General features: G+C 33.4%; 14 protein-coding genes. 2 read left to right on the top strand and 12 right to left on the bottom strand.

Annotation, left to right across the window (positions count from 1 at the left end; all coding sequences use genetic code 11):
* Window positions 1-47 precede the first annotated feature (47 nt).
* The 4 genes from ABNT61_RS15005 to truA all read right to left on the bottom strand — a co-directional run bounded on the left by ABNT61_RS15005 (window position 48) and on the right by truA (window position 9579).
* Complete coding sequence (locus ABNT61_RS15005) at window positions 48-5774, bottom strand: glycoside hydrolase family 48 protein (protein ID WP_348743810.1); 5727 nt, start codon at window positions 5772-5774, stop codon at window positions 48-50.
* A gap of 780 nt (window positions 5775-6554) precedes the next feature.
* Window positions 6555-6998, bottom strand: coding sequence for a hypothetical protein (locus ABNT61_RS15000; protein ID WP_348710012.1), 444 nt, complete (start codon window positions 6996-6998; stop codon window positions 6555-6557).
* A gap of 79 nt (window positions 6999-7077) precedes the next feature.
* A complete protein-coding gene (locus ABNT61_RS14995; RefSeq protein WP_412766945.1) occupies window positions 7078-8808 on the bottom strand; it encodes an ABC transporter ATP-binding protein in 1731 nt (576 codons plus the stop codon).
* A 36-nt stretch (window positions 8809-8844) separates the two neighbouring features.
* Window positions 8845-9579 carry a tRNA pseudouridine(38-40) synthase TruA gene (gene truA / locus ABNT61_RS14990; protein ID WP_348743809.1) on the bottom strand — a complete coding sequence of 245 codons (735 nt, stop codon included), beginning with the start codon at window positions 9577-9579 and terminating at the stop codon, window positions 8845-8847.
* A 166-nt stretch (window positions 9580-9745) separates the two neighbouring features.
* On the opposite strand from truA, the gene ABNT61_RS14985 reads away from it, so the two are divergent.
* Window positions 9746-10249, top strand: coding sequence for a metallophosphoesterase family protein (locus tag ABNT61_RS14985; protein ID WP_348743808.1), 504 nt, complete (start codon window positions 9746-9748; stop codon window positions 10247-10249).
* Here ABNT61_RS14985 and ABNT61_RS14980 read toward each other — a convergent pair.
* From ABNT61_RS14980 to ABNT61_RS14965, 4 genes are all read right to left on the bottom strand, one after another.
* Window positions 10230-12044 (bottom strand): tetratricopeptide repeat protein, encoded by a 1815-nt coding sequence (locus tag ABNT61_RS14980; protein ID WP_348743807.1) that lies wholly within the window; start codon window positions 12042-12044, stop codon window positions 10230-10232. The two genes, ABNT61_RS14985 and ABNT61_RS14980, sit on opposite strands and share 20 nt — an antisense overlap.
* A 16-nt stretch (window positions 12045-12060) precedes the next feature.
* Complete coding sequence (locus tag ABNT61_RS14975) at window positions 12061-12759, bottom strand: hypothetical protein (RefSeq protein WP_348743806.1); 699 nt, start codon at window positions 12757-12759, stop codon at window positions 12061-12063.
* Window positions 12760-12972: 213 nt separating this feature from the next.
* Complete coding sequence (locus ABNT61_RS14970; RefSeq protein ID WP_348743805.1) at window positions 12973-13632, bottom strand: response regulator transcription factor; 660 nt, start codon at window positions 13630-13632, stop codon at window positions 12973-12975.
* Between the two features lie 229 nt (window positions 13633-13861).
* Complete coding sequence (locus ABNT61_RS14965) at window positions 13862-14293, bottom strand: DUF4293 domain-containing protein (RefSeq protein ID WP_348710020.1); 432 nt, start codon at window positions 14291-14293, stop codon at window positions 13862-13864.
* A gap of 195 nt (window positions 14294-14488) precedes the next feature.
* Between ABNT61_RS14965 and rho the strand changes: the two genes are divergently transcribed.
* Entirely contained in the window at window positions 14489-16216 is a 1728-nt protein-coding gene (gene rho / locus ABNT61_RS14960; RefSeq protein WP_348743804.1) for a transcription termination factor Rho, read from the top strand.
* A gap of 94 nt (window positions 16217-16310) precedes the next feature.
* Here rho and ABNT61_RS14955 read toward each other — a convergent pair whose 3' ends face one another.
* From ABNT61_RS14955 to ABNT61_RS14940, 4 genes are read right to left on the bottom strand one after another with little or no spacing between them, the layout of a single operon-like run.
* The gene (locus tag ABNT61_RS14955) at window positions 16311-16856 is read right to left on the bottom strand and encodes a 5-formyltetrahydrofolate cyclo-ligase (protein ID WP_348743803.1); all 546 of its coding nucleotides are present in this window, start codon (window positions 16854-16856) and stop codon (window positions 16311-16313) included.
* Window positions 16857-16870: 14 nt separating this feature from the next.
* Window positions 16871-18118 (bottom strand): NAD(P)/FAD-dependent oxidoreductase, encoded by a 1248-nt coding sequence (locus ABNT61_RS14950; protein WP_348743802.1) that lies wholly within the window; start codon window positions 18116-18118, stop codon window positions 16871-16873.
* A 1-nt stretch (window position 18119) separates the two neighbouring features.
* Window positions 18120-19127 (bottom strand): 4-hydroxyproline epimerase, encoded by a 1008-nt coding sequence (locus ABNT61_RS14945; protein ID WP_348743801.1) that lies wholly within the window; start codon window positions 19125-19127, stop codon window positions 18120-18122.
* A gap of 4 nt (window positions 19128-19131) precedes the next feature.
* On the bottom strand, window positions 19132-20709 hold the full coding sequence (locus ABNT61_RS14940; RefSeq protein WP_348743800.1) for an aldehyde dehydrogenase (NADP(+)): 1578 nt from the start codon (window positions 20707-20709) through the stop codon (window positions 19132-19134).
* Window positions 20710-20712: the final 3 nt, after the last annotated feature.

The following is a 20712-nucleotide window of genomic DNA, read 5'->3' as shown; positions in this document are numbered from 1 at the left end:
AAGGAGTGTAAAACACACTCCTTCAAAAACATACAAATTATTACCAATTATCTAGTGACGATAATTTTCTTTCTATTTATTGTTTTAAGTAATTTATCTTTCGCTTCTAAAATGTATAATCCAACTGGTAAATTCGAGACCGATAAAGTTGTTGAATGATTGCCGTTTAATAGTTTTTTAGATCTCACAATTCTTCCAGAAACATCTATCAAATTTAATTGTACCTCATCCTCTTGATGAGAGATGTAAACATTTAATTGCTCTGAAACTGGGTTTGGACCAATTCCAACTAACATCTTTTGTTCAATTGTCTTAGATGATCTGGCTGCAGTATTACCGAAGAAGAATCCATATTCGGCATTAGCTAAGGCAACCTCAATTTGTGCCCAACTTCTATGATAACGTTTAGTATATTCAGCTCCACTATTGTAAGCTTGTTCTAAAGCTGGGAAATCTGGATCGTTTCTATAATCAGATCTTATATCTAAAAATGTAACTCCTGGTTGAATAACATCTCCATTTGGCATTGTTCCATTGAATCCTTCTGGAACGAAAACTTCTTGTTCGAAAATTCGACTGAAATCACCTCTGCTTTCTGGAGCTGAAACCCCTTTATCATCGCGGTATGTTCTCCACATTCTATCCAAAACTTCTTTTGCTAAATCACGTGATGCAGTATCTAATGTTTCGTATTTTTCTGTTGCAGCAGCATAATAAATCAAAGCTTTTGCCATAGAAGCGGCTACTCCTAAATCTTTACCGTACTCAGTTACAGTTACACTTAATCCTTGATTTGTTCCAGGATTATTTGGATCCCATGTATCTGGTTCTCCTGTCCAAGCTAAAGTAGCAGGAATATCAAAATCGTCTTCTCCTAATAGCACAACAATACTCTTTACCCAACTTGCCCACTTGTCCATTAAATTTTTAGCCATAACATCATTTGTTATATAATAATATTCAGCTATTCTTTCCATAGACCAAGCTTGCCAACCAAACCAGGTTCCACTTCCTGGATCTAAATACACCGGATTTTCATTAAATGCCATATCATAGAAGGTAGACTTTCCTGCAGGATAAGTACTATAATTTCCGTTCCAACTATTTGTTGCTCCTCCTGCTATTCCTCCTTCTTTTGACTGCAACCAGGTATAAAACTCTAGCTGTCTTTGTAAACTAACACCCCAATCTCTTGCTCCGTTTGGTGTTGTTGGTTTTAATTCATTTACTTGAGACATTGCGTAAGCTGCAACTGGATTTTGATATCCAAAATGACAATGACTAGAACTAATTCTGAAAGCCCAAGGCGCAGAAGTATCAACCGCTCCTCCCCAAGAGATATACCAAGACATCAAGTAATGAGCACTATCATAACCTGTACCAGCTCCTGTTGTAGAACTCTGAACACCTAATGGTTTAAAATATTTATCAAACATTCCTAATCTCAAATAATCTCCCATTTTGGTGGCCTTATCTAAATCTAAAGTGTTTAAACTAACATTTTGTTCTTTAGCATAAACTTGTGCCCAATACATTGCTTGTACTGCTCTTGCATCCGCGTCGGTTGCACTCGTATATCTCCATTGTTGAGAATAATTTTGATCCAGAGTAAAAAGTGGTAAATATCCATTTGTTCCTCCCCAATTAAATCCTTCCCATGATGGATGTGGAACTGTTTCATAAACAGATTCTTGTTCTCCTCTTTGAAAGGTATTAATATATGAAGGCGTACTAACACCATCTCCTCGATTTCCATATCCATAAAAGTTATCATTATCTAAAAGCCAATGCATTTGATATACTTCAGGTCCGTATGCTGCGGTTAATTCCGCTGATACAGGATCCACACCCACTGGAGCAGAAAATTCTAATGGAGCAGGGTAATTTTCTGGTAACGGAAACTCAGAAGCGTATGCCGCTGGACTAGAAGGGTTATATGCTGCATTTGTTGGTTGATCTAATTTTGTTGGAATAATAAACTCTTCAATTTTATTCCAAACATTCCCAATAGACGCCCAATCTCCATTTATTCTTGCATTCATAACTTCAAGCCATAACCAATACGAATACAATTCACTTGTAGATTCGTGTCCATGATCTGGTGCTTCAACAATAAGTGATTCTATTGAATGATGAGGAGAACCATCCGCACTAAAATATCCATTTTCAGGAGCATAGAATTCTGCTCTCATTTCATTAAATCTATCTAAATATATATTTCCTGTTGGTCCTGGATCAACTATAATAACGGGATCTGAAACTTGAATAACAACTGATTTACTTGCTGTTCCTCCTTTGCCGTCATCAACTGTTAAGGTTACACTATAATTACCTTTACTTGTGAAAGTATTTTGACTCATGACTCCTATCGCTGTATTTCCATCATTAAAATCCCAAGTATAAGTAAGTGAATCATTATCTGTATCAGAAGAATTTGATGCATCAAAAGCAACTAATAACGGAGCTTCACCAGATGTTATACTTGCAGTAAAATCAGCTATTGGATTATTATTGTTTCCTCCTCCACACTGAGGTTCAGTTGAAGTGGCACTAAAATAAATGGTAAAATCAGCGGTTTTTGAAACTAGAACAAAATTATCGCCATCAAGAGTTGCCCAGTAAGAACCATCTAAATTTGGAAAACCTGAATTTGTAATAGTTACCTCTGGTTGTGCAGAATTAAAACTTTGTGATACTTTAGGTTTTAAATCATTCCACCAAGACGGAACACCGTTATTCGTTAACATAGAGAATTGATACAACCCATTATTCGGTAAATCCCAATTTATAGTAAAGTTTGTTACATTATCTAAGTTCGGACCTCCAGAACCTAAAACAAATATGTTATTGAACTGCTTTTGTATTGAAGGCAATGCATTTGGAACTGGCGTGTTAAAAGTACATGTATTTGCCATTCTAGCATTTCTGCTAGCAATTGTTGTAGTATTACAATTTGGAGCTTGATCTATTTCACTGAAATATATTGTAAAACCTCCTGTTTTTGAAACCATAACAAAATTACCATTATCAGTAGTTACCCAATAGTCACCATCTAATCCCGCAAAACCTGTATTACTTAAATTTACTTCTGGATTGGCCTGATTAAAATTCTGTGTTACTTTAGGCTTGAAATCATTCCACCAAGATGGAACTCCATTATTGGTTAGCATAGAGAATTGATACAATCCATTATTCGGTAAATCCCAATTTATCGTAAAGTTCGTTACATTGTCTAAGTTCGGACCTCCAGAACCTAAAACAAAAATATGATTGAACTGCTTATGTATGGTTGGAAGTACACTTGCCGTTGGAGCATCAAATGCACAACTTATAATGCCATCTGTTGCTGTGATCACTTTAGTAATTGTATCCGCTTGTCCTGCGGCGTTTGTTACTGTTAGGCTTACCGTATATGTTCCTACATCAAACACTGCTGTTGCAGTTGCTGTAGAAGCGGAATTTCCATTTCCAAAATTCCAGGAATATGATAATCCTCCACCAGAAGGATCCAAAGATGAAGTAGCATCAAATCCGACAGTTAGCGGAGCAACTCCACTATCCGTTGTAGTTGTAAACGAAGCCACTGGACTTCCATCTGTAACTTCAATGGTTTTTGTAACTGGAGAAGAGAAGTTCGTTCCATCACTTACAATCAAGCTCACTTCATAGGAACCAACAGTAGTATATGTGACTAATGGATTGACTAAAGTTGAAGTTGTTCCATTGCCAAAATCCCAAGAATAACTTAAGGTATCTCCGTTTGGATCATTAGAACTAGAAGCATCAAATTGAACATCTAATGGAGCAATTCCCGATTCAGGAGTTGCGGTAAATGCAGCTATTGGAGCATTACCTGCATCTGGCTCATTTCCAAAAACTAAAACCCCATTATCGTAAATCGGAATATTAGAACTTTCAATCTCTGTTCCACCAATTCCTTGTGCAGACCAGTCATTAGTCACATCGTAAGGAACTCCGTTACTTACTCTAAAATTTAATTGCGTTTCTCTTCTAAACTGAGGATCTCCAATTGGAGCAATTTGTTCTCCAGCTAAAGATACTTCTGCGTAGTAAATATTTCGACTTGCATCCCAAGTTCCAATAGTAATACTACTATTACCTTGTACAGCATTTAATGTTGGCTGATAATCGGCAATTGTTAATCCTTGGGCTACACCTTCTGAAATATCAAAAAAGTATCTGTACGATAGTTTATCTGTAACTCTTGCAGGCCAAGCCGTTCTGTTTTGAACTCTAATTTGAACTGTACTTCCAGAAGCATTATTACTATTGAATTTAGACATTGTTCGTACTTCAGAACGTGTTGGTGTTCCTGCTGAAGCGGGAGGAAAAGTTGCAAATGGATTTCCACCAAAATTTCCATACATCCAAGCTAAAACTCCAGTAATTCCAGCGTTATAATCACAAGCAACTTCATTTGCTATAAACTCACATCTATCATCAGCAAAACCATCATTAGCCGGACTTTTAGGCCCACCAACTACTGCTCCATACAAAATATGACTAGACGTATCTGGAACTCCAGAACAATTGTTCGTCCAACCACCATGTGCACCGCGATGGTGAGGCTTATTGGCAGGATTATTTCCAAAACCAACCATAAAGCTTCTATTAATTGGATTATCTCCCAAAGTATAATCCGTCATAAACTTGGCATAATTTCTATATGCTGTTTGTTGAGTTGGATTCGTAGAAACTTTATCACTATAAACTAAGGCCAAGAATGCTTCATTATTCGCGTATCTTAAGGTTCCCCATTGTCTTATGTGAGGTAATCCTCCCGGTGTAGTTGGAACAACATCTCCATTCACTCCAACACCTGTCCACCAGTTTAAATTTCGTTCAGCATCTTGCTTATACTTATTTTTTCCAGTTAAAATTGAAAGAAGGACATAAGTACCATAAGCTTTATCATCCCAAGAAAAAGCTTCTTTATATTTTGCTATGGCACTCTGTCCTTCTCTTTGCATGTTATCGTACTCAGCTTCTGCTTTCACTAGATATTTATTATCATTCGTGGCACGATACAACCATGCAGCTCCCCAGACAATTTCATCTTCATAATTACTAAATGAACGATAAAAACCTGCCGCATCTGTTATGGAGTTTGAGTATGCTTCTCTTACACGATCAGCATAATCATATAATTCTTCTGCACTTTGTAATAATCGGGCACTGTAAGCAGGATCATCGTTTTGAAATAAGATACTTACCGCAGCCAATGCTGCAGCCGTCTCTCCAGCTAAATCTGAACCTCCATTTGCTCCAGAAATTTTAAACGATTCTCTTGGTTGCGGATTCACTTCTGCTGGTCCCCACCAAGCATGATCAATTCCTCCTGCCGCGACTTGCCCCCAATATTCATTAGGACCAGTATGACATTTCAAGAAATAATCAGTTACAAATCTTAAATTCCTTTTAAGAATGTCATATTGCCCAGATTGAATATAGGCATCTTTAAATTCAATTCCTCCCCAGGCCAAAGTTGTAACTGTATACGCCATTGGAAAATTAAATTTAACATGATCTCCGGCATCGTACCATCCTCCTGTTAAATCTAATCCTACATCGGATCCATCGTTTAAAGCTGAATCCGATCTCCAAGGAACTCTATTCCAAGCTGGCAGTTCACCTGACTGTTGTGCTTCATAAAAGTAAAGTGATTTTTGTAATGCTTCTCCATAATTAAATTGAGCAGCAATATTGACGGAAAGTGAGAGTAATAACCCTACACATAGTAGTTTAAGTTTCATGATTAGTAAATTAATTTTAGGTTATTTTTAGATAATTGATGTCCTTTTCAACCAAAATTGGAATTGTCTTCTAATTTCAATTGATTAGTAATTTTGAAAATGTGCTACTAGATTTTACAGTGTTTTAATTCAAGAAACTACAGTTTTCTTAAAACACCTAACTAGAATTTAGATTTAAGCTAATATGACTACTAACTCTTTAATTTGGGGTTGATTTCTTCATATGCAGAGGGATTACATTTTTTGAATACAATTAGTTACTTATAAATTTTAAACACAATAGAAGTATGATTGGTAAGGGATTACTTTCTATAGGAAGTTCTCGTCATTCATAATAAATGACAATTAATGGGATTAGGTGTTTTTGGTTAATAGCTTTTCTGTTCAATCAGAAATAGTTCATGTTACTATTATGATCAAATTCATATATACTTTATATCTATCTAGAATGGAAAATATTTCAACTGAAGAATGTTTCGGGGACTCTTTCTTAAAATATTATTCTAGTTGTAAGAATTGAGTTTTTTGGTAGTACTACGTATTTGGTTGACTCAATCTAATTTGGCACGATTTCTCTATTAAATATAAGGATAATACACTTAAGAACAATGAATTGAAGAGTAGTTTGAAATTTTATTTTAACAATTTGTAGTATTTGTATAAAGGTTAAAATTTTGTGCTATAAACTTATGTTACTTACGTAGAAAATATACTTTATAAAAAAGAAAAAGGCTTACACATTGTAAGCCTTTAGGATATTATAATTGCTTAGAATTATAATTATTTTGCAGGTGCCATTTTAGATTGGATAGCAGTTAAAACGCTATTAAACTTCTTAGCAGACTCTTCATCTAAACCAGCAAGAATATCTTTAGTTTTAGCAGCTAACTCAGTTCCTGTTTTAGCTAAATCTACATTCTTTACAACATCTCCTCCAGCATCAATATATTTCTTAGCATACTCAGAATACTCTTTTAAATACTCTCCTACTTTTGGGTCTTTAAATTCAGGAATAGTAATACCTTCGATTGCAGATTCGATTGCTTTAGTAGTTTCTTCTACTGCTTCTTTAGTTTCTTCAACTACAGTTTTAGCAGCTTCTTCAGTTTTTTCTACAACTGCTTCAGTTGTTTCCTTTACTTCTTCTTTAGCCTCCTTTGCTTGCTTACAAGAAGTAGCTAATAATGAACCAGCTACAAAGACAGATAAAATTACTTTTTTCATTGTTTATGTATTTTAAGTTTTTGTGATTGAGTAACAAATGTAGCATTTTGAACAAATTAAACAAATAAAACAGAGGGAATTATATTACCTCAGCACTAAATTGTTTTTCGTACAGATTACGGTAGTAACCTTCTTTTTTTAACAATTCTTTATGGCTTCCTTGTTCAACTATATTTCCTTTGTCCATCACTAAAATCTTATCCGCTTTTTTAATTGTGGCTAATCTATGTGCTATAACAATTGAAGTTCTATTTTTTGTGATTTTATCCGTAGCATATTGAATCATTTGTTCTGATTCGGTATCTACAGATGATGTTGCTTCATCTAAAATTAAAATACTTGGAGTACTTACATAAGCTCTTAAAAATGCAATTAACTGACGTTGTCCTGAAGATAACATTGCTCCACGTTCCTTTACATTATAATTGTAGCCATTTGGCAAACTTTCAATAAACTCATGAATTCCAATTTGCTTTGCAGCTTCTTTTACTTCTTCAAGAGAAATGGCTTCATTTTGTAATGTAATATTGTTCAAGATCGTATCTGAAAATAAAAAGACATCTTGTAAAACAACTGCTACTTGATTTCTTAAAGAACTCAAATCGAACTCTTGAACTGAAACTCCATCAACAGCAATTTCTCCACTATCTATTTCGTAAAAACGACTAATTAAATTAATAATAGTAGACTTCCCAGCTCCTGTAGAACCTACAATTGCAATAGTTTCTCCTTTATTTACGTTGAAGTTTATTCCTTTTAATATTTCTTCACCTTGCACATAACTAAATCTCACATCTTTAAAAGAAATATCTCCTCTTAAATTTGATGCATCTTTAGTACCAGATTTATCAATTGAACTATCTGTATCAATTACTTTAAAAACACGCTCACCAGAAACAATTCCCATTTGTAATTGATTGAACTTATCTGCGATTTGGCGTAACGGTCTGAATAACATTTGAGCCATTTGAATAAAACTAATTATTGCTCCAACAGTAATTAATTTATTTCCTAAAACTTGTAATCCTCCATACCAAACAATCAATCCAATAGCAATGGACGACATGATCTCTGCAATAGGAAAGAAAATGGAGTAATACCAAACAGTTTTAATATGTGCTTCTTTATGCTTGTTATTGATTTCTTTAAAATTATCGTATTCAATTTTTTCTCTATTGAATAACTGAACTATTTTCATTCCAGTAACTCTCTCTTGAACAAAACCGTTAAGATTGGCTACTTGATTTCTAACATCTTGAAAGGTTTTTTTAATTGCAATTTGGAATAATTTAGTTGCATAAATTAAAATTGGCAATACTGCTAAAGCAATGATAGCCAATTTCCAATTTATAACGAACATTACAATTACAGCAGCTAACATTTTTAAAATATCACTTACAATCATAAAAACTCCTTGAGAGAAAAAGTTCGCAATAGTTTCAATATCAGAAACTACTCTTGTTACTAATTTTCCTACTGAGTTATTATCAAAATATGTCATTTTAAACTCTAAAATTTTACTAAAAATCTTAGCTCGAATATCTTTGATAATGTTTTGTCCAACCCAATTGGCATAGTATATAAACGAGAATTGTAATATAACCTGAACTAACAAAACTGATAGCATTGCTATTGTAAAATACAATAAACGTGTTGCGTCTTTTGTAGCAGTAAAATCATCAATAGCTTTATATAAAATTACTGGACTGGCAATTGAAAATCCAGCTAGTAAAATGGTAGATAATGCCGCGATCCAAAATTGAGTACGGTACTTTTTTGCGAAACTCATTAGTCTCACAAAAATCTCCATATCAAATGCATTTCCTTTTTTATTCTTACTCACAATTTAAATATAATCGTATTCAACTTTAGTCAAAAATAATCCTTTTGCAGGTACAGATACTCCCGCATTGCTTCTATTCTTACTTTCTATAATTGCTTTAAAATCTTCAACAGATTTTTTGCGTAATCCAATATCTAACAATGTTCCTACGATCGCTCTTACCATGTTTCTTAAAAAACGATCTGCAGAAATATAGAACGTAAGTTCATGTCCTTCTAATTTCCAAACGGCATTTGTTACTTTACAGTTAAAGGTATTTACATCTGTTTTCACCTTCGAAAAACATTCAAAGTCTTCGTATTCATACAATAACTCAGCTGCCTTATTCATCAAATCGATGTCTATTTCTTTATAATTGAGTTGCCAAGTTGTATCCAATACAAACGGATTTCTCCCCAACCAAATTTTATACTCGTAACTTCTACTTGTAGCATCAAACCTTGCATGAGCATCGTCACTAACTTTAGTAGTATTGTAAATTACAATATCATTAGGTAAAATTGCATTCAGTTTGTAGGTAAAATTATCATTTAGTTCTTGATCAAAATCAAAATGAGCATACATTTGAGAAGCATGTACTCCAGAATCCGTTCGTCCTGCACCTACAATGGCTATTTCTTTCCTTAAAATTGTACTTAACGCTGTTGCTATTTTTTCTTGAACCGAAATTACATCAGGTTGAACTTGCCAACCAAAGTAGTTTTTACCGTTGTATGAAAGTTCTAAAAAATACCTCAAGAAATTATTTTTTTAAAAAGCTAAACTACGGATTTTATTTGGTTGAGTTATTTAGTATTTTCTTAAAAATTAACTAACAATATGGAATTCTATTGTTTAAATAATTGCTGTTTGCTTCTTAACGTGACATTGTAGAAAACCTAAAGATTCTTTGTACTTTCGTTAAGTGAAAAAAATCTTACTCTTATCAGACACCCATAGTTATATTGATGATCAAATTTTAAAGTTTGTAAAACAAGCAGATGAAGTTTGGCATGCCGGAGATATTGGCCATTTAAAAGTTACCGATACCATAAAAGCTTTAAAGCCTTTACGTGGGGTTTATGGTAATATTGATGATGCCGAAGCTAGATCTGAATTTCCTTTAGATAATAGATTTGAAGTTGAAAATGTTCCTGTATGGATTACACATATTGGTGGATATCCTGGGAAATACAATCAAAGAGTTCGAGAAACAATTAAGAAAAATCCTCCACAATTGTTTATTTGTGGACATTCTCATATTTTAAAAGTACAATTCGATAAAAGTTTAAATCTTTTACATATAAATCCTGGCGCTGCTGGAAAACACGGATTCCACAAAATAAGAACCATGGTTAGATTTGAATTAGATAAGGGTGAAATAAAAAATATGGAAGTTATAGAGCTCGCTAAGCGGAGTACACTCTAGTTTTTTTTCGAACAACAGGAATATTCATTGTGGTTTTTGTTCCCATTCCTTGAGAAGATTCGATTAAAAAAGAACCATTCATCATATGAATTCTTGCCTTTATTTGGTTGATACCAACTCCTTTTTCTTCTTCGGATTTATTCTTAAAACCAACACCATCATCTTTCACTATAATATTCAACATATCATCTTCCTCCTCCATAATTACATAAGCATTTTTGGCTTGACTATGCTTTAAGATATTATTGATTAATTCTTGAATAATGTTAAAGATTTTAATCTCTTGATCTTGAGAATAACGGTACACATTATGTATAGCAGTGTTAATTCTTATATTGGAATTTGAAAACTTTTTTGCAGAATCTTTTACTGCGTATTCCAATCCAAACTTTAACAATACAGACGACATTAAATTATGAGATAAATCTCTTATTTTATGCGAAGCTTCAGCTATTATTTCTTGAGTTTTTGCCAATTCAGTTGGAATATCAGAACCCTTAAACTGCTGTTGACTTGCTTGCAAATGCATATTTGCTGAGGATAATAAAGCGCTTACATTATCGTGTAAAATTTCTGCAATTTGTTTACGCTCTGTTTCTTTACCGTCAATAGTAGCATTTAGTATTTTAACCTGACTTTGTGATTTTAAACGATCCAATTTTCTTTGCTGTTCCAATTCATTCTGGGATAATTTCAAGCTTAAACTTTGTTGTCTCAACTTATATAAATTGGCTAGATATAATAACAATAAAGAGACCACAATTCCAGTAACACCTATTATCCAAGTTTTGCGTTCTTGACGTTCAATTTTAATTTGTTCTTGTTGTTTAACAGTCTCAACATCATGGATCGCTTGTATTTCGGCATACTTCTCTTGTCTCCCTATTTCATTTAAACTATCGCGTATCCTATAAGATTTTGTAACATAATCGTACGCCTTATAATCCTTCAAATTGTACAGGGCCCAGGCAAGGTTATCAAAGATCATTTCCTTTCTTTCGGTAGCCAAAGAAGTATTTTTACTTCCCAAATAAGTCAATGCTTCCTGATATGTACTCTTTGCTTTACTAAACTCCTCATTAATTATATAAATAGAGCCTAAATTATTCAATGCCAAAGCAACTGAAATATCATTCTTTAAAAGCTTATTTACTTCTATAGATTTAAGAAACATTCTTTCAGCCTGTTGAAAGTTTTCTTCCATATAAAAAACTTTCCCAAGATTTGTGTAAGCAACTCCTTGAAATAAATTAACCTTGCTGTTAATGCTTTCAATAGAAATTAATTTCTCAAGATAAATTCTTGAGCTATCTTGTTTTCTTACGGCTATATAACAATTTGCTAATGACAAATATGATTCTGAGACTATTAACTTATAAGATTCATTAGAAAAGCCAAATTCAGTCTTTTCTAGTTTTAATTTTTCAGCTAATGCAATTGCTTTTCTAAAAAAAGATATCGCCTTGTCGTTATCTTTATTCTTTTCAGTTGAGGTATCTGGTTCATAAACTCCTCGATCATCTCTAGTCTTTTGAAGAATTTTACCGGCTAATACATTTACTCTAATTTCAAGAACTCTATCCTTAAATTCTCGATCAGATAAAAATAAAATTTTCTTTAATGCTTTGATGTATTTACCTTCCTCATAATAAATTTTAGTCAACTCATAATCTCTTTGATTATCAGAGACTTTCCCTTTGTTTTGTTCTTGTTCAAGAACGGCAAAAGCCGAGTTATTACACTCAGCTTTATATTGTATTAAAATGAATAATAATATTATGATTTTTTTAATCAAAATAGGCTTTTGTTTATTATAAACCGGGTTGATCAGATCCAACTCTTGGGACACGTGTCATTGCATATTCTGCACTAGCTCCTCTCCCATTCGCTTCTGGTTTTATTAATATGTAATTTACGAAATCTATTCTTAATGGCAAATTAGCTGACTTGTTATACAATTTTGTAAACTTAGTTCCATTAGAAATTCCTTCTTTCAAATGAACTTCATAAATATTTTCATCTGCATTATACTCAAATGAAACTGATACATTGTTTCTTACATTAAAGTCTAATACATATTCGTCTCCTCCCATGTGCTCTATGCTGTATGACTCCAAAAAGTCAGGACTAATTTGACCTCTTCCTAAAACAATATTTTCATCTTCAACCCAAATTGAGTTTTTCTGAACATTATTCTCAAACACTCCAACTTTAATTTTATTGTCTTCTAAAGTTAAAAGGTTGTTCTTGCTTGCATTTCTTTGTGCATTATTAGCATCTCCTTGATAAGCATAAATCTTATTAGTCTGTGTAGCTTCATCTTTGTAAGTTTCCGTGTAAGCTCCTTCTACTAAATCAATATCGATAGCATATCTACCGTTAGCATCCCTACTTAATTTGTACGATTTTAATAAAGATTGGTCATTGTTTTCAGGCATATTTTCCTCTGTTGAACATGCTGAAACTAGGATAGACAAGATCATTAAAAAAGGTATGTAACTTCTTTTCATGGTAACTAAAAACTTTAAGTGGATTAATAAACTCTTATAATTGTAAAATTAAAGGGTAGATTAACGGGAGACTAATAAATTAGGGGTTATGGTTGGTTAGTTGATTTTCATTTAGATTAAATGAAGAAGGCTTGACAATTGCTATAATACAGTTCGGGGGGGGGAACATATATAAGGACGGGGAACCTCTATATAAAATTGAAGGGAGGTTAATTAAACTATATTATTTTTAACAGCGTATATTGCCAAACCTACTACATTTTTTACTTTAATTTTTTTGTATAAATTTCTTCTGTGTGTTTCTATTGTTTTAACAGTTATATTTAATTTCTCTGCTATCTCAGCAGTACTTAATTCTTGTGTTATCAGTTTTAGTACTTCTACTTCTCTCTCGGTAAGCGGCTCATCTGCCACACTACTTTTGATCGCTTCGTCTGTTTTTGATTCGTTAATGTACAAATCGAACAAACTGTCCTTTATTTCATCACTATAATACTGCTCTCCCCTGTAAACCGCCTTGATCGCTTGTATTATGTGTTCACTTGCTGATCCTTTCTCGATGAAACCGTTTGCACCTAGTGCAATCATTTCTTGAACGATTTTCGGATCGCTTAACCCTGAGAGAATAATAGTTTTCTGTTTAAAACTTCTATTTTTAAATGTTTTTAAAACTCCAATACCATCTAATTTTGGCATATTTATATCGAGAATTAAAACATCTGCTTCGTTATTCTTAAACCACTCAACTACATCTTTTCCTGTTAATGAATAACCTTTAACTTCAATACTATCATCAGTATTTATGAGTGCCGAAACTCCTTGGATAACAACCTCATGATCGTCGGCTATATGAACTCTGATTTTATCTCTCATTGTTACACTTACAAATTTATAACGTTAATACATTCCTGACAAATTACAAACACCCTGAAAACGCACTCAGGGTTTACCTTGAGTGTCTAAGGGAAAACCCTTAGAAGCCCTCTCAGGGTTGTTACTTAGTTAACCCTACTAAGTAACTCAAAAATAGTTATTTATAGTATAAAAAAAACCGAGAATTATTCCCGGTTTTTATCGCACTAAATATACTAAGATGTTAGGTTTATCGTAATCTATCTACAGATTTTACGAGATCTTCGTCCTTTTTAATGGCTTTGTTTGCTAATACAAGCAATACAATTGAAATAACAGGCAAGAACATCCCAATACCTTTCTCAGAAACCGAAGTTTCTCCAGATAACGTTAGTGATAGATATACCAACACTCCTAATAAAAAAAGATTTGTCAAAATATTTAAGCGCCCTAATACAAACTGTAACTTTCTATCCTTAAACATGAATATAGTTACTACTGCTAAAAGGGCGGATATAATAAATAGTATAGGAACTATTTTTTCCATAATTGAGTTTGCAGCAAAAAGATCTAATGAAAACACTTTTGCATTTGCAGTACTCCATATATTAAATACAAATGTTAATCCTCCGGCTATAATTCCGACTAGTAATAAGTATAAGGATTGTATTCTTTGTATCATCTATAAATAATTAGGGCAACAAATGTACATTTTCTTTTTATAATAAGAAACTTTGCATATTAAAATATTTGGCTATATTTGTTGCGACGGATTCCTCACAGAAGTTTACAACACTTACGTCTAGTAAACATCTTACACTAAAAAAATCTAAACACAATCCCTTTCTTAAATACTTTATAATTTAAAAACAATCCAATGTTCGAAATCTCGGATTTAAAAGCAAAAAAATTAGTTGAATTACAGGAAATAGCTAAGACTATTGGTTTGAAGAAAACAAGCCAGTTAAAAAAATTAGACCTTATATATAAGATATTAGATGCTCAAGCAGAAGCAAATAAGGAATTACCAAAAGAAAAAGCTAAAAGTACACCTACTGAAAAGAAAGTAGAAAAAACTAATACTCCAAAGGCAAATGACGGTGAAGCAAAGAAGGAAAAGCCTAAGAGAAAACGTATTTCAAAATCGGTTGAACAAGCTGCAAGTTCAGTAAAGCCTGAAGCTAAGCCACAAAACAACCAGAATAACCAGAACAATCCTAAAGGTCCTCAAAGCCAAAGTAACCAGAACACCCCAAAGAGTTCTAATACAGGTTCTAATCAAGGAAGTTCTCATCAAAAAAACAATCAAAGACAACACTCTTCTGATAAAAATAAATCTCAGAACTCTAATCAACAGAATTCTAACAGAAACAATAATCAGAATAGAAATAATAATCAGAACCGAAACAATAATAACAATAAGCACCAGAATAAAAACCAAGGTCCTAAGCATAAGAGCGGAAATAAATACCGTGACCCAGACTATGAGTTTGATGGAATTATTGAAAGTGAAGGTGTATTAGAAATGATGCCAGATGGTTATGGTTTCTTACGTTCTTCTGACTACAACTATTTATCATCACCTGATGATATTTATGTATCTCAATCTCAGATAAAACTATTTGGTTTAAAAACTGGTGATACAGTTAAAGGAAATGTTCGTCCTCCAAAAGAAGGAGAAAAGTATTTCCCATTAATTAGAGTATCTAAAATCAACGGACTAAGTCCTAATATTGTTAGAGATCGTGTTTCTTTTGAACACTTAACACCTTTATTTGCTAATGAAAAATTCAATTTAGCAGAAAAAGGAAGTTCTCTATCTACTAGAATAATGGATTTATTCTCTCCTATTGGTAAAGGACAACGTGGAATGTTAGTAGCACAACCTAAAACAGGTAAAACAATGTTACTTAAAGACGTTGCAAATGCAATTGCTGCAAATCATCCAGAAGTTTATCAAATTGTATTATTAATTGATGAGCGTCCTGAAGAAGTTACCGACATGAAACGTAGTGTTCGTGGTGAAGTTGTAGCTTCTACATTTGATGAGCCAGCAGACAAACACGTTCGTGTAGCTAATATTGTATTAGAAAAAGCAAAACGTTTAGTTGAATGTGGACACGATGTAGTAATTCTTTTAGATTCTATTACTCGTTTAGCACGTGCATATAACACAGTTGCTCCTGCTTCTGGTAAAATTTTATCGGGAGGTATTGACGCAAATGCATTACACAAACCAAAACGTTTCTTTGGAGCGGCTCGTAACATTGAAAATGGAGGTTCTTTAACAATTATTGCAACTGCATTAACTGAAACAGGTTCTAAGATGGACGAAGTGATCTTTGAAGAATTCAAAGGAACTGGTAACATGGAACTTCAATTAGAGCGTAATATTGCAAACCGCAGAATTTACCCAGCAATTGACTTAATTAAGTCGAGTACGCGTAGAGATGATTTATTATTAGATCCTAAAACGGTTCAAAGAATGTGGGTATTACGTAAATACTTAGCAGATATGAATCCAATTGAAGCTATGGAGTTCATCCAACAACGAATTAAAACTTCAATAAATAACGAAGAGTTCTTAATTTCTATGAACGGATAAGTTATTTAAACACTATAAAAACAAAAGCGTCTTGAGTTTTCAAGACGCTTTTGTTTTTATATAATATAATAGAATATTCAATAATTCATTCTTATTACGGTGTAAATACAAAATCTAAAGGAACATCAAATTCGTTGATATCTGAAATTTCTTTAATGGGTTCGAAGAAATTTAATCCAATGGTTTTAACATCTGGCTTACATTCACTTAAGAATCGATCATAAAAACCTTTTCCGTAGCCTACTCTGTAGTTTTTTTCGTCTGAAATTAATAATGGAACGAATACTAAATCAATATCCTTTACATTAAAAATTGTTCCGTCCTCAGGTTCTGGAATTCCGTATTTACTTACATTAAGTTTGGTATCTTTTTCAAAAAGGAAATGTGTAAGTGTTGAGTTAGCAAAGTCACTTTTACTGATAATCAAATTCTTATTCTTAGATCTTAAAAAAGAAATTATCGGGTATGTATTGATCTCTTTTTGTTTTTCTATTGTCAGAAAAATATGGATGTTTTCAATCTCTGAAAAATCATGCTTAAATATTTGAGCATAGATTTTCTCTTGAAGTTTCATTACTTCATCGCTTGATAAATCCTTACGTTTTTGTTTATATAATGTCCTTAGTTCCCTCTTGTCCATTTAAACAAATATAACTAAGAAAATCTTTCCACATCAAAAGGAGTTATATTCATACTAGTTTTTTGATTAGAAATAACCTCAGTTATGAGTTTTCCAGTTGCGGGACCTAAGCTCCATCCCATCATTGCATGCCCAGCTGCCACGGTGAGATTTTCATATCCTGAAACTCTTCCGATATAAGGCAAACCATCTGGTGAACAAGGTCGTAATCCACATGCTGCATTTTGCTTTGCTTCGTTGGAAATATTTAGATTTGAATAATAATCGGAAGCTGCATTTGCAATAGCGTTTACTCTTTTAGGATTAATTTGATGATTGATTCCTCCTATTTCCATAGTTCCCGCAAATCGAGTAAATCCATCCATTGGTGTAACCGCTACTTTTGCTTCTAATAAAATGGAAGGTATTGTAATTTGAGTTTCATTTTGAACATCTATTCGGTAACCTTTTCCTGCTTGAACTGGAATATTAATCTTCAATTTTTTTATTAAGTTTTGTGTCCAAGAACCAGAAGCAACCACCAATTCATCACAATGAATATCTTCATCTTTAGTTGTTATCGATTGAATAGCGTTTGATTTCACATTGAAACCTGTAACTTCTGTTTCCGATTTAAAAACGACTCCTTTTCTTAACAAATACGATTTCATTTGCTTCATAAAATCGTTTGGAGTCATATGTGCATCAGATAAATAATGAACTGCTCCTTTAATATCTGAATCTACAGAAGGTTCTAATTTCCGCAGTTCTTCTTGTGACAAATTAGCCACTTTTAAGCCACATTCTATAGCTTTTTGCCCAACTTCCCATTCTTCCTCTCCAGCTTTATCAGTTTTATACAACATCAATAAACCTTTATGTTGATGAAAGAAATCAAACTCTTTCTCAGCTTTCATTTCCTCATATAAAGATCTACTCAAGACATTAATATCTCTAATTACAGGAATGGAATCGGCGACTTTCTGATGCGTTGCTGATTTTTTAAACAACCACGACCATTGCAAAAAATCATAGTTCAACCTTGGTTTTACATAAAACGGACTAGAAGAATTGAACATCCATTTAATTCCTTTGGTAATGATTCCTGGAGCAGCCAATGAAATAATATGGCTTGGTGTAATTAAGCCCGCATTTACATAAGAAGCACCCGAAGTAAAGTCTGATTTATCTACTATAATAACTTCGTGCGCCTCTTTTTGTAAATAATAAGCCGAACATAAGCCTATTATTCCTCCTCCAATTATTACTATTTTCTTACTCATATTATATCACTTGAAATCCATGTGCATATGGATCATCTTCATCGTCTATTATAATCGTATTGTATCCATATACTTTTGCCCAACCTTGAATGCTTGGAATAATTGCTTTTTTTCCCGCTAAAGTTGTTTCTTCTTTGACTCTTCCTATGAACTTACTTCCGATAAAACTTTCATGAATAAACTCTTCTCCTACTGCTAATTTTCCTTTAGCATGTAACTGAGCAATTCTAGCTGAAGTTCCTGTTCCACACGGACTTCTGTCTATTGCTTTATCTCCATAAAACACCGCATTTCTTCCAGATGAATTTTCATTAATTGGAGTTCCTGTCCATAACATATGAGAAACATCTCTAATTGTATCATTTTCTGGATGAATAAATTGATTTGGATATTTTTCATTAATCCTAGCTCGCACTTCTTGAGAATACTGAATTATTTTAGACGCTGTAAATTCTTGAATTCCTGCAAAGTTTTTCTGCGGATCTACGATTGCATAAAAATTACCACCGTAAGCCACATCAAAACTAATTTCTCCCAATTCCGGACAATCAATCGTTAAATTCTCCGCTGCTAAATAACTTTTCACATTGGTTAAGCGAACCCAATCTACTTTTTCTCCTGTTTGCTGATATTCTATTTCTACCAATCCTGCTGGAGCTTCCATTTTAATGATTCCAGGTGTTTTAGGTTGAATTAACCCTTCTTCAACACCAATGGTTATGGTTCCAATAGTTCCATGACCACACATTGGTAAACAGCCCGAAGTTTCAATAAATAAAATACCAAAATCGTTCTCAGGATTTTGCGGCGGATATATAATCGAACCACTCATCATATCATGTCCGCGAGGTTCAAACATTAATCCTTTACGAATCCAATCAAATTCTTTTAAAAAGTGTTGACGCTTTTCGCTCATGGAATTTCCAACCAATTCTGGACCGCCATGTTTTACAACTCGAACAGGATTTCCACACGTATGTCCATCAATACAGGTAAAAACTGATCTCATATTGTTACGATTTATTGAGTTCCCCGTTTACTAATCTTGTAATCTGTAATGGATTTTCATCTTTTAGCTCATCAGGTAATAAAGAATTTGGCCAATTTTGAAAACTAAATGGACGTACCCAACGTTTGATAGAATTGATTCCAACTGCTGTAAAACGACTATCTGTTGAAGCTGGATATGGACCACCATGAACCATTGAAGGACAAACCTCAACTCCTGTTGGAACTCCATTAAAAATCAATCGTCCTACTCTGTTTTGCATTTTCGCAACTAACTCAGAATAATTCGAAATTTCGTCATCATCTGAAATGATAGTTCCCGTTAACTGGCCTTCCAAACCAGCAACGATTTCCTCCAGTTCTTCCAAGTTCTCACAAGCAACCACAATTGAAAACGGACCGAATACTTCATGATGTAAGGTTGAATTCTCTAAAAATGTTTTTCCTGAAACTGTTGCTACTCCTTGTGAAGCATAATTCGTTTGAATTTCTCCATCTAAATTTGCTACAATAGTTACCTCATTTTGATTGATTGCTTGTTTTTTTCCTTTCTCGTAAGCTCCGTGAATGTTTGGATGTAACATACAAGAAGGATTTATTTCTTTGATTTTTGATCCTAATTCATCAATAAAACTAGACAATTCCTCTCCTGCGATTCCTAAAATTAAACCAGGATTCGTACAAAATTGTCCTGTTCCTAATGTTATTGATCCAGCATATGTATTTGCTATCTCATTTCCTCTATTTTGTAAGGCTTTTGGTAAGACAACAACCGGATTTATACTTCCCATTTCAGCAAAAACTGGAATTGGTTCTTCTCTTTTACTTGCAATATCTAATAAAGCTCTTCCTCCTTTAATACTTCCTGTAAATCCAACTGCTTTTACTTTTGGATGACTTACTAATTGTTGGCCGGCGTCATAATCTTTAGCATTGATATTCGAGAAAACTCCATTAGGCATTCCTGTTTTTTCCGCTGCTTTAATAATTGCAGAAGCGATTAACTCACCTGTTCCTGCATGCATTGGATGTGATTTTACAATTACTGGACAACCTGCAGCTAAAGCTGCAGCTGTATCTCCACCTGCTGTTGAATACGCCAATGGAAAATTACTTGCTCCAAATACAACTACCGGACCTAAAGGAATATTCATTTTTCGTAAATCTGGCTTTGGAGCCGGAGTTCTATCTGGAATTCCAGTATCTATAGAAGCTTCTACCCAAGATCCTTCTTCTACTAAATCGGCAAAAGAACGTAATTGAAAAACAGTTCTTCCACGCTCTCCAGCAGCTCTTCCAGCAGGCAAACCTGTTTCTGAACAATACACATTTATCAACTTCTCATCCAAAGCCTCAATTTCATCGGCAATAGCTCTTAAAAAAATTGCCTTTTTCGCTCCTGAGAAATGTTTATACACATCAAATGCTTCAGTTGCTTTAGCTACAGCTTTTTCAATTTCTTCCGCAGTCGCTTGCGAGAAATTATTTTGAATAGAAACATTCAATTCTGGATTAAATGTTTTAAATGTAATATCTCCTTCAGATGATAGTTGATTTCCTATATAATTTTTTCCAGTAATCATTTT

This window comes from Tenacibaculum sp. 190524A05c (assembly GCF_964036595.1).
Taxonomy (GTDB): domain Bacteria; phylum Bacteroidota; class Bacteroidia; order Flavobacteriales; family Flavobacteriaceae; genus Polaribacter; species Polaribacter platacis.
Note: the sequence above shows the minus strand (reverse complement) of the source record. Positions and strands in the feature narration are given on the sequence as shown.

What these genes read in the sequence shown, in the direction of transcription:
- ABNT61_RS15005 (WP_348743810.1), bottom strand. Translation starts at nt 5,774, where the DNA reads ATGAAACTTAAACTACTATGTGTAGGGTTATTACTCTCACTTTCCGTC.
- ABNT61_RS15000 (WP_348710012.1), bottom strand. Translation starts at nt 6,998, where the DNA reads ATGAAAAAAGTAATTTTATCTGTCTTTGTAGCTGGTTCATTATTAGCT.
- ABNT61_RS14995 (WP_412766945.1), bottom strand. Translation starts at nt 8,808, where the DNA reads ATGGAGATTTTTGTGAGACTAATGAGTTTCGCAAAAAAGTACCGTACT.
- ABNT61_RS14975 (WP_348743806.1), bottom strand. Translation starts at nt 12,759, where the DNA reads ATGAAAAGAAGTTACATACCTTTTTTAATGATCTTGTCTATCCTAGTT.
- ABNT61_RS14970 (WP_348743805.1), bottom strand. Translation starts at nt 13,632, where the DNA reads ATGAGAGATAAAATCAGAGTTCATATAGCCGACGATCATGAGGTTGTT.
- ABNT61_RS14965 (WP_348710020.1), bottom strand. Translation starts at nt 14,293, where the DNA reads ATGATACAAAGAATACAATCCTTATACTTATTACTAGTCGGAATTATA.
- rho (WP_348743804.1), top strand. Translation starts at nt 14,489, where the DNA reads ATGTTCGAAATCTCGGATTTAAAAGCAAAAAAATTAGTTGAATTACAG.
- ABNT61_RS14955 (WP_348743803.1), bottom strand. Translation starts at nt 16,856, where the DNA reads ATGGACAAGAGGGAACTAAGGACATTATATAAACAAAAACGTAAGGAT.
- ABNT61_RS14950 (WP_348743802.1), bottom strand. Translation starts at nt 18,118, where the DNA reads ATGAGTAAGAAAATAGTAATAATTGGAGGAGGAATAATAGGCTTATGT.
- ABNT61_RS14945 (WP_348743801.1), bottom strand. Translation starts at nt 19,127, where the DNA reads ATGAGATCAGTTTTTACCTGTATTGATGGACATACGTGTGGAAATCCT.
- ABNT61_RS14940 (WP_348743800.1), bottom strand. Translation starts at nt 20,709, where the DNA reads ATGATTACTGGAAAAAATTATATAGGAAATCAACTATCATCTGAAGGA.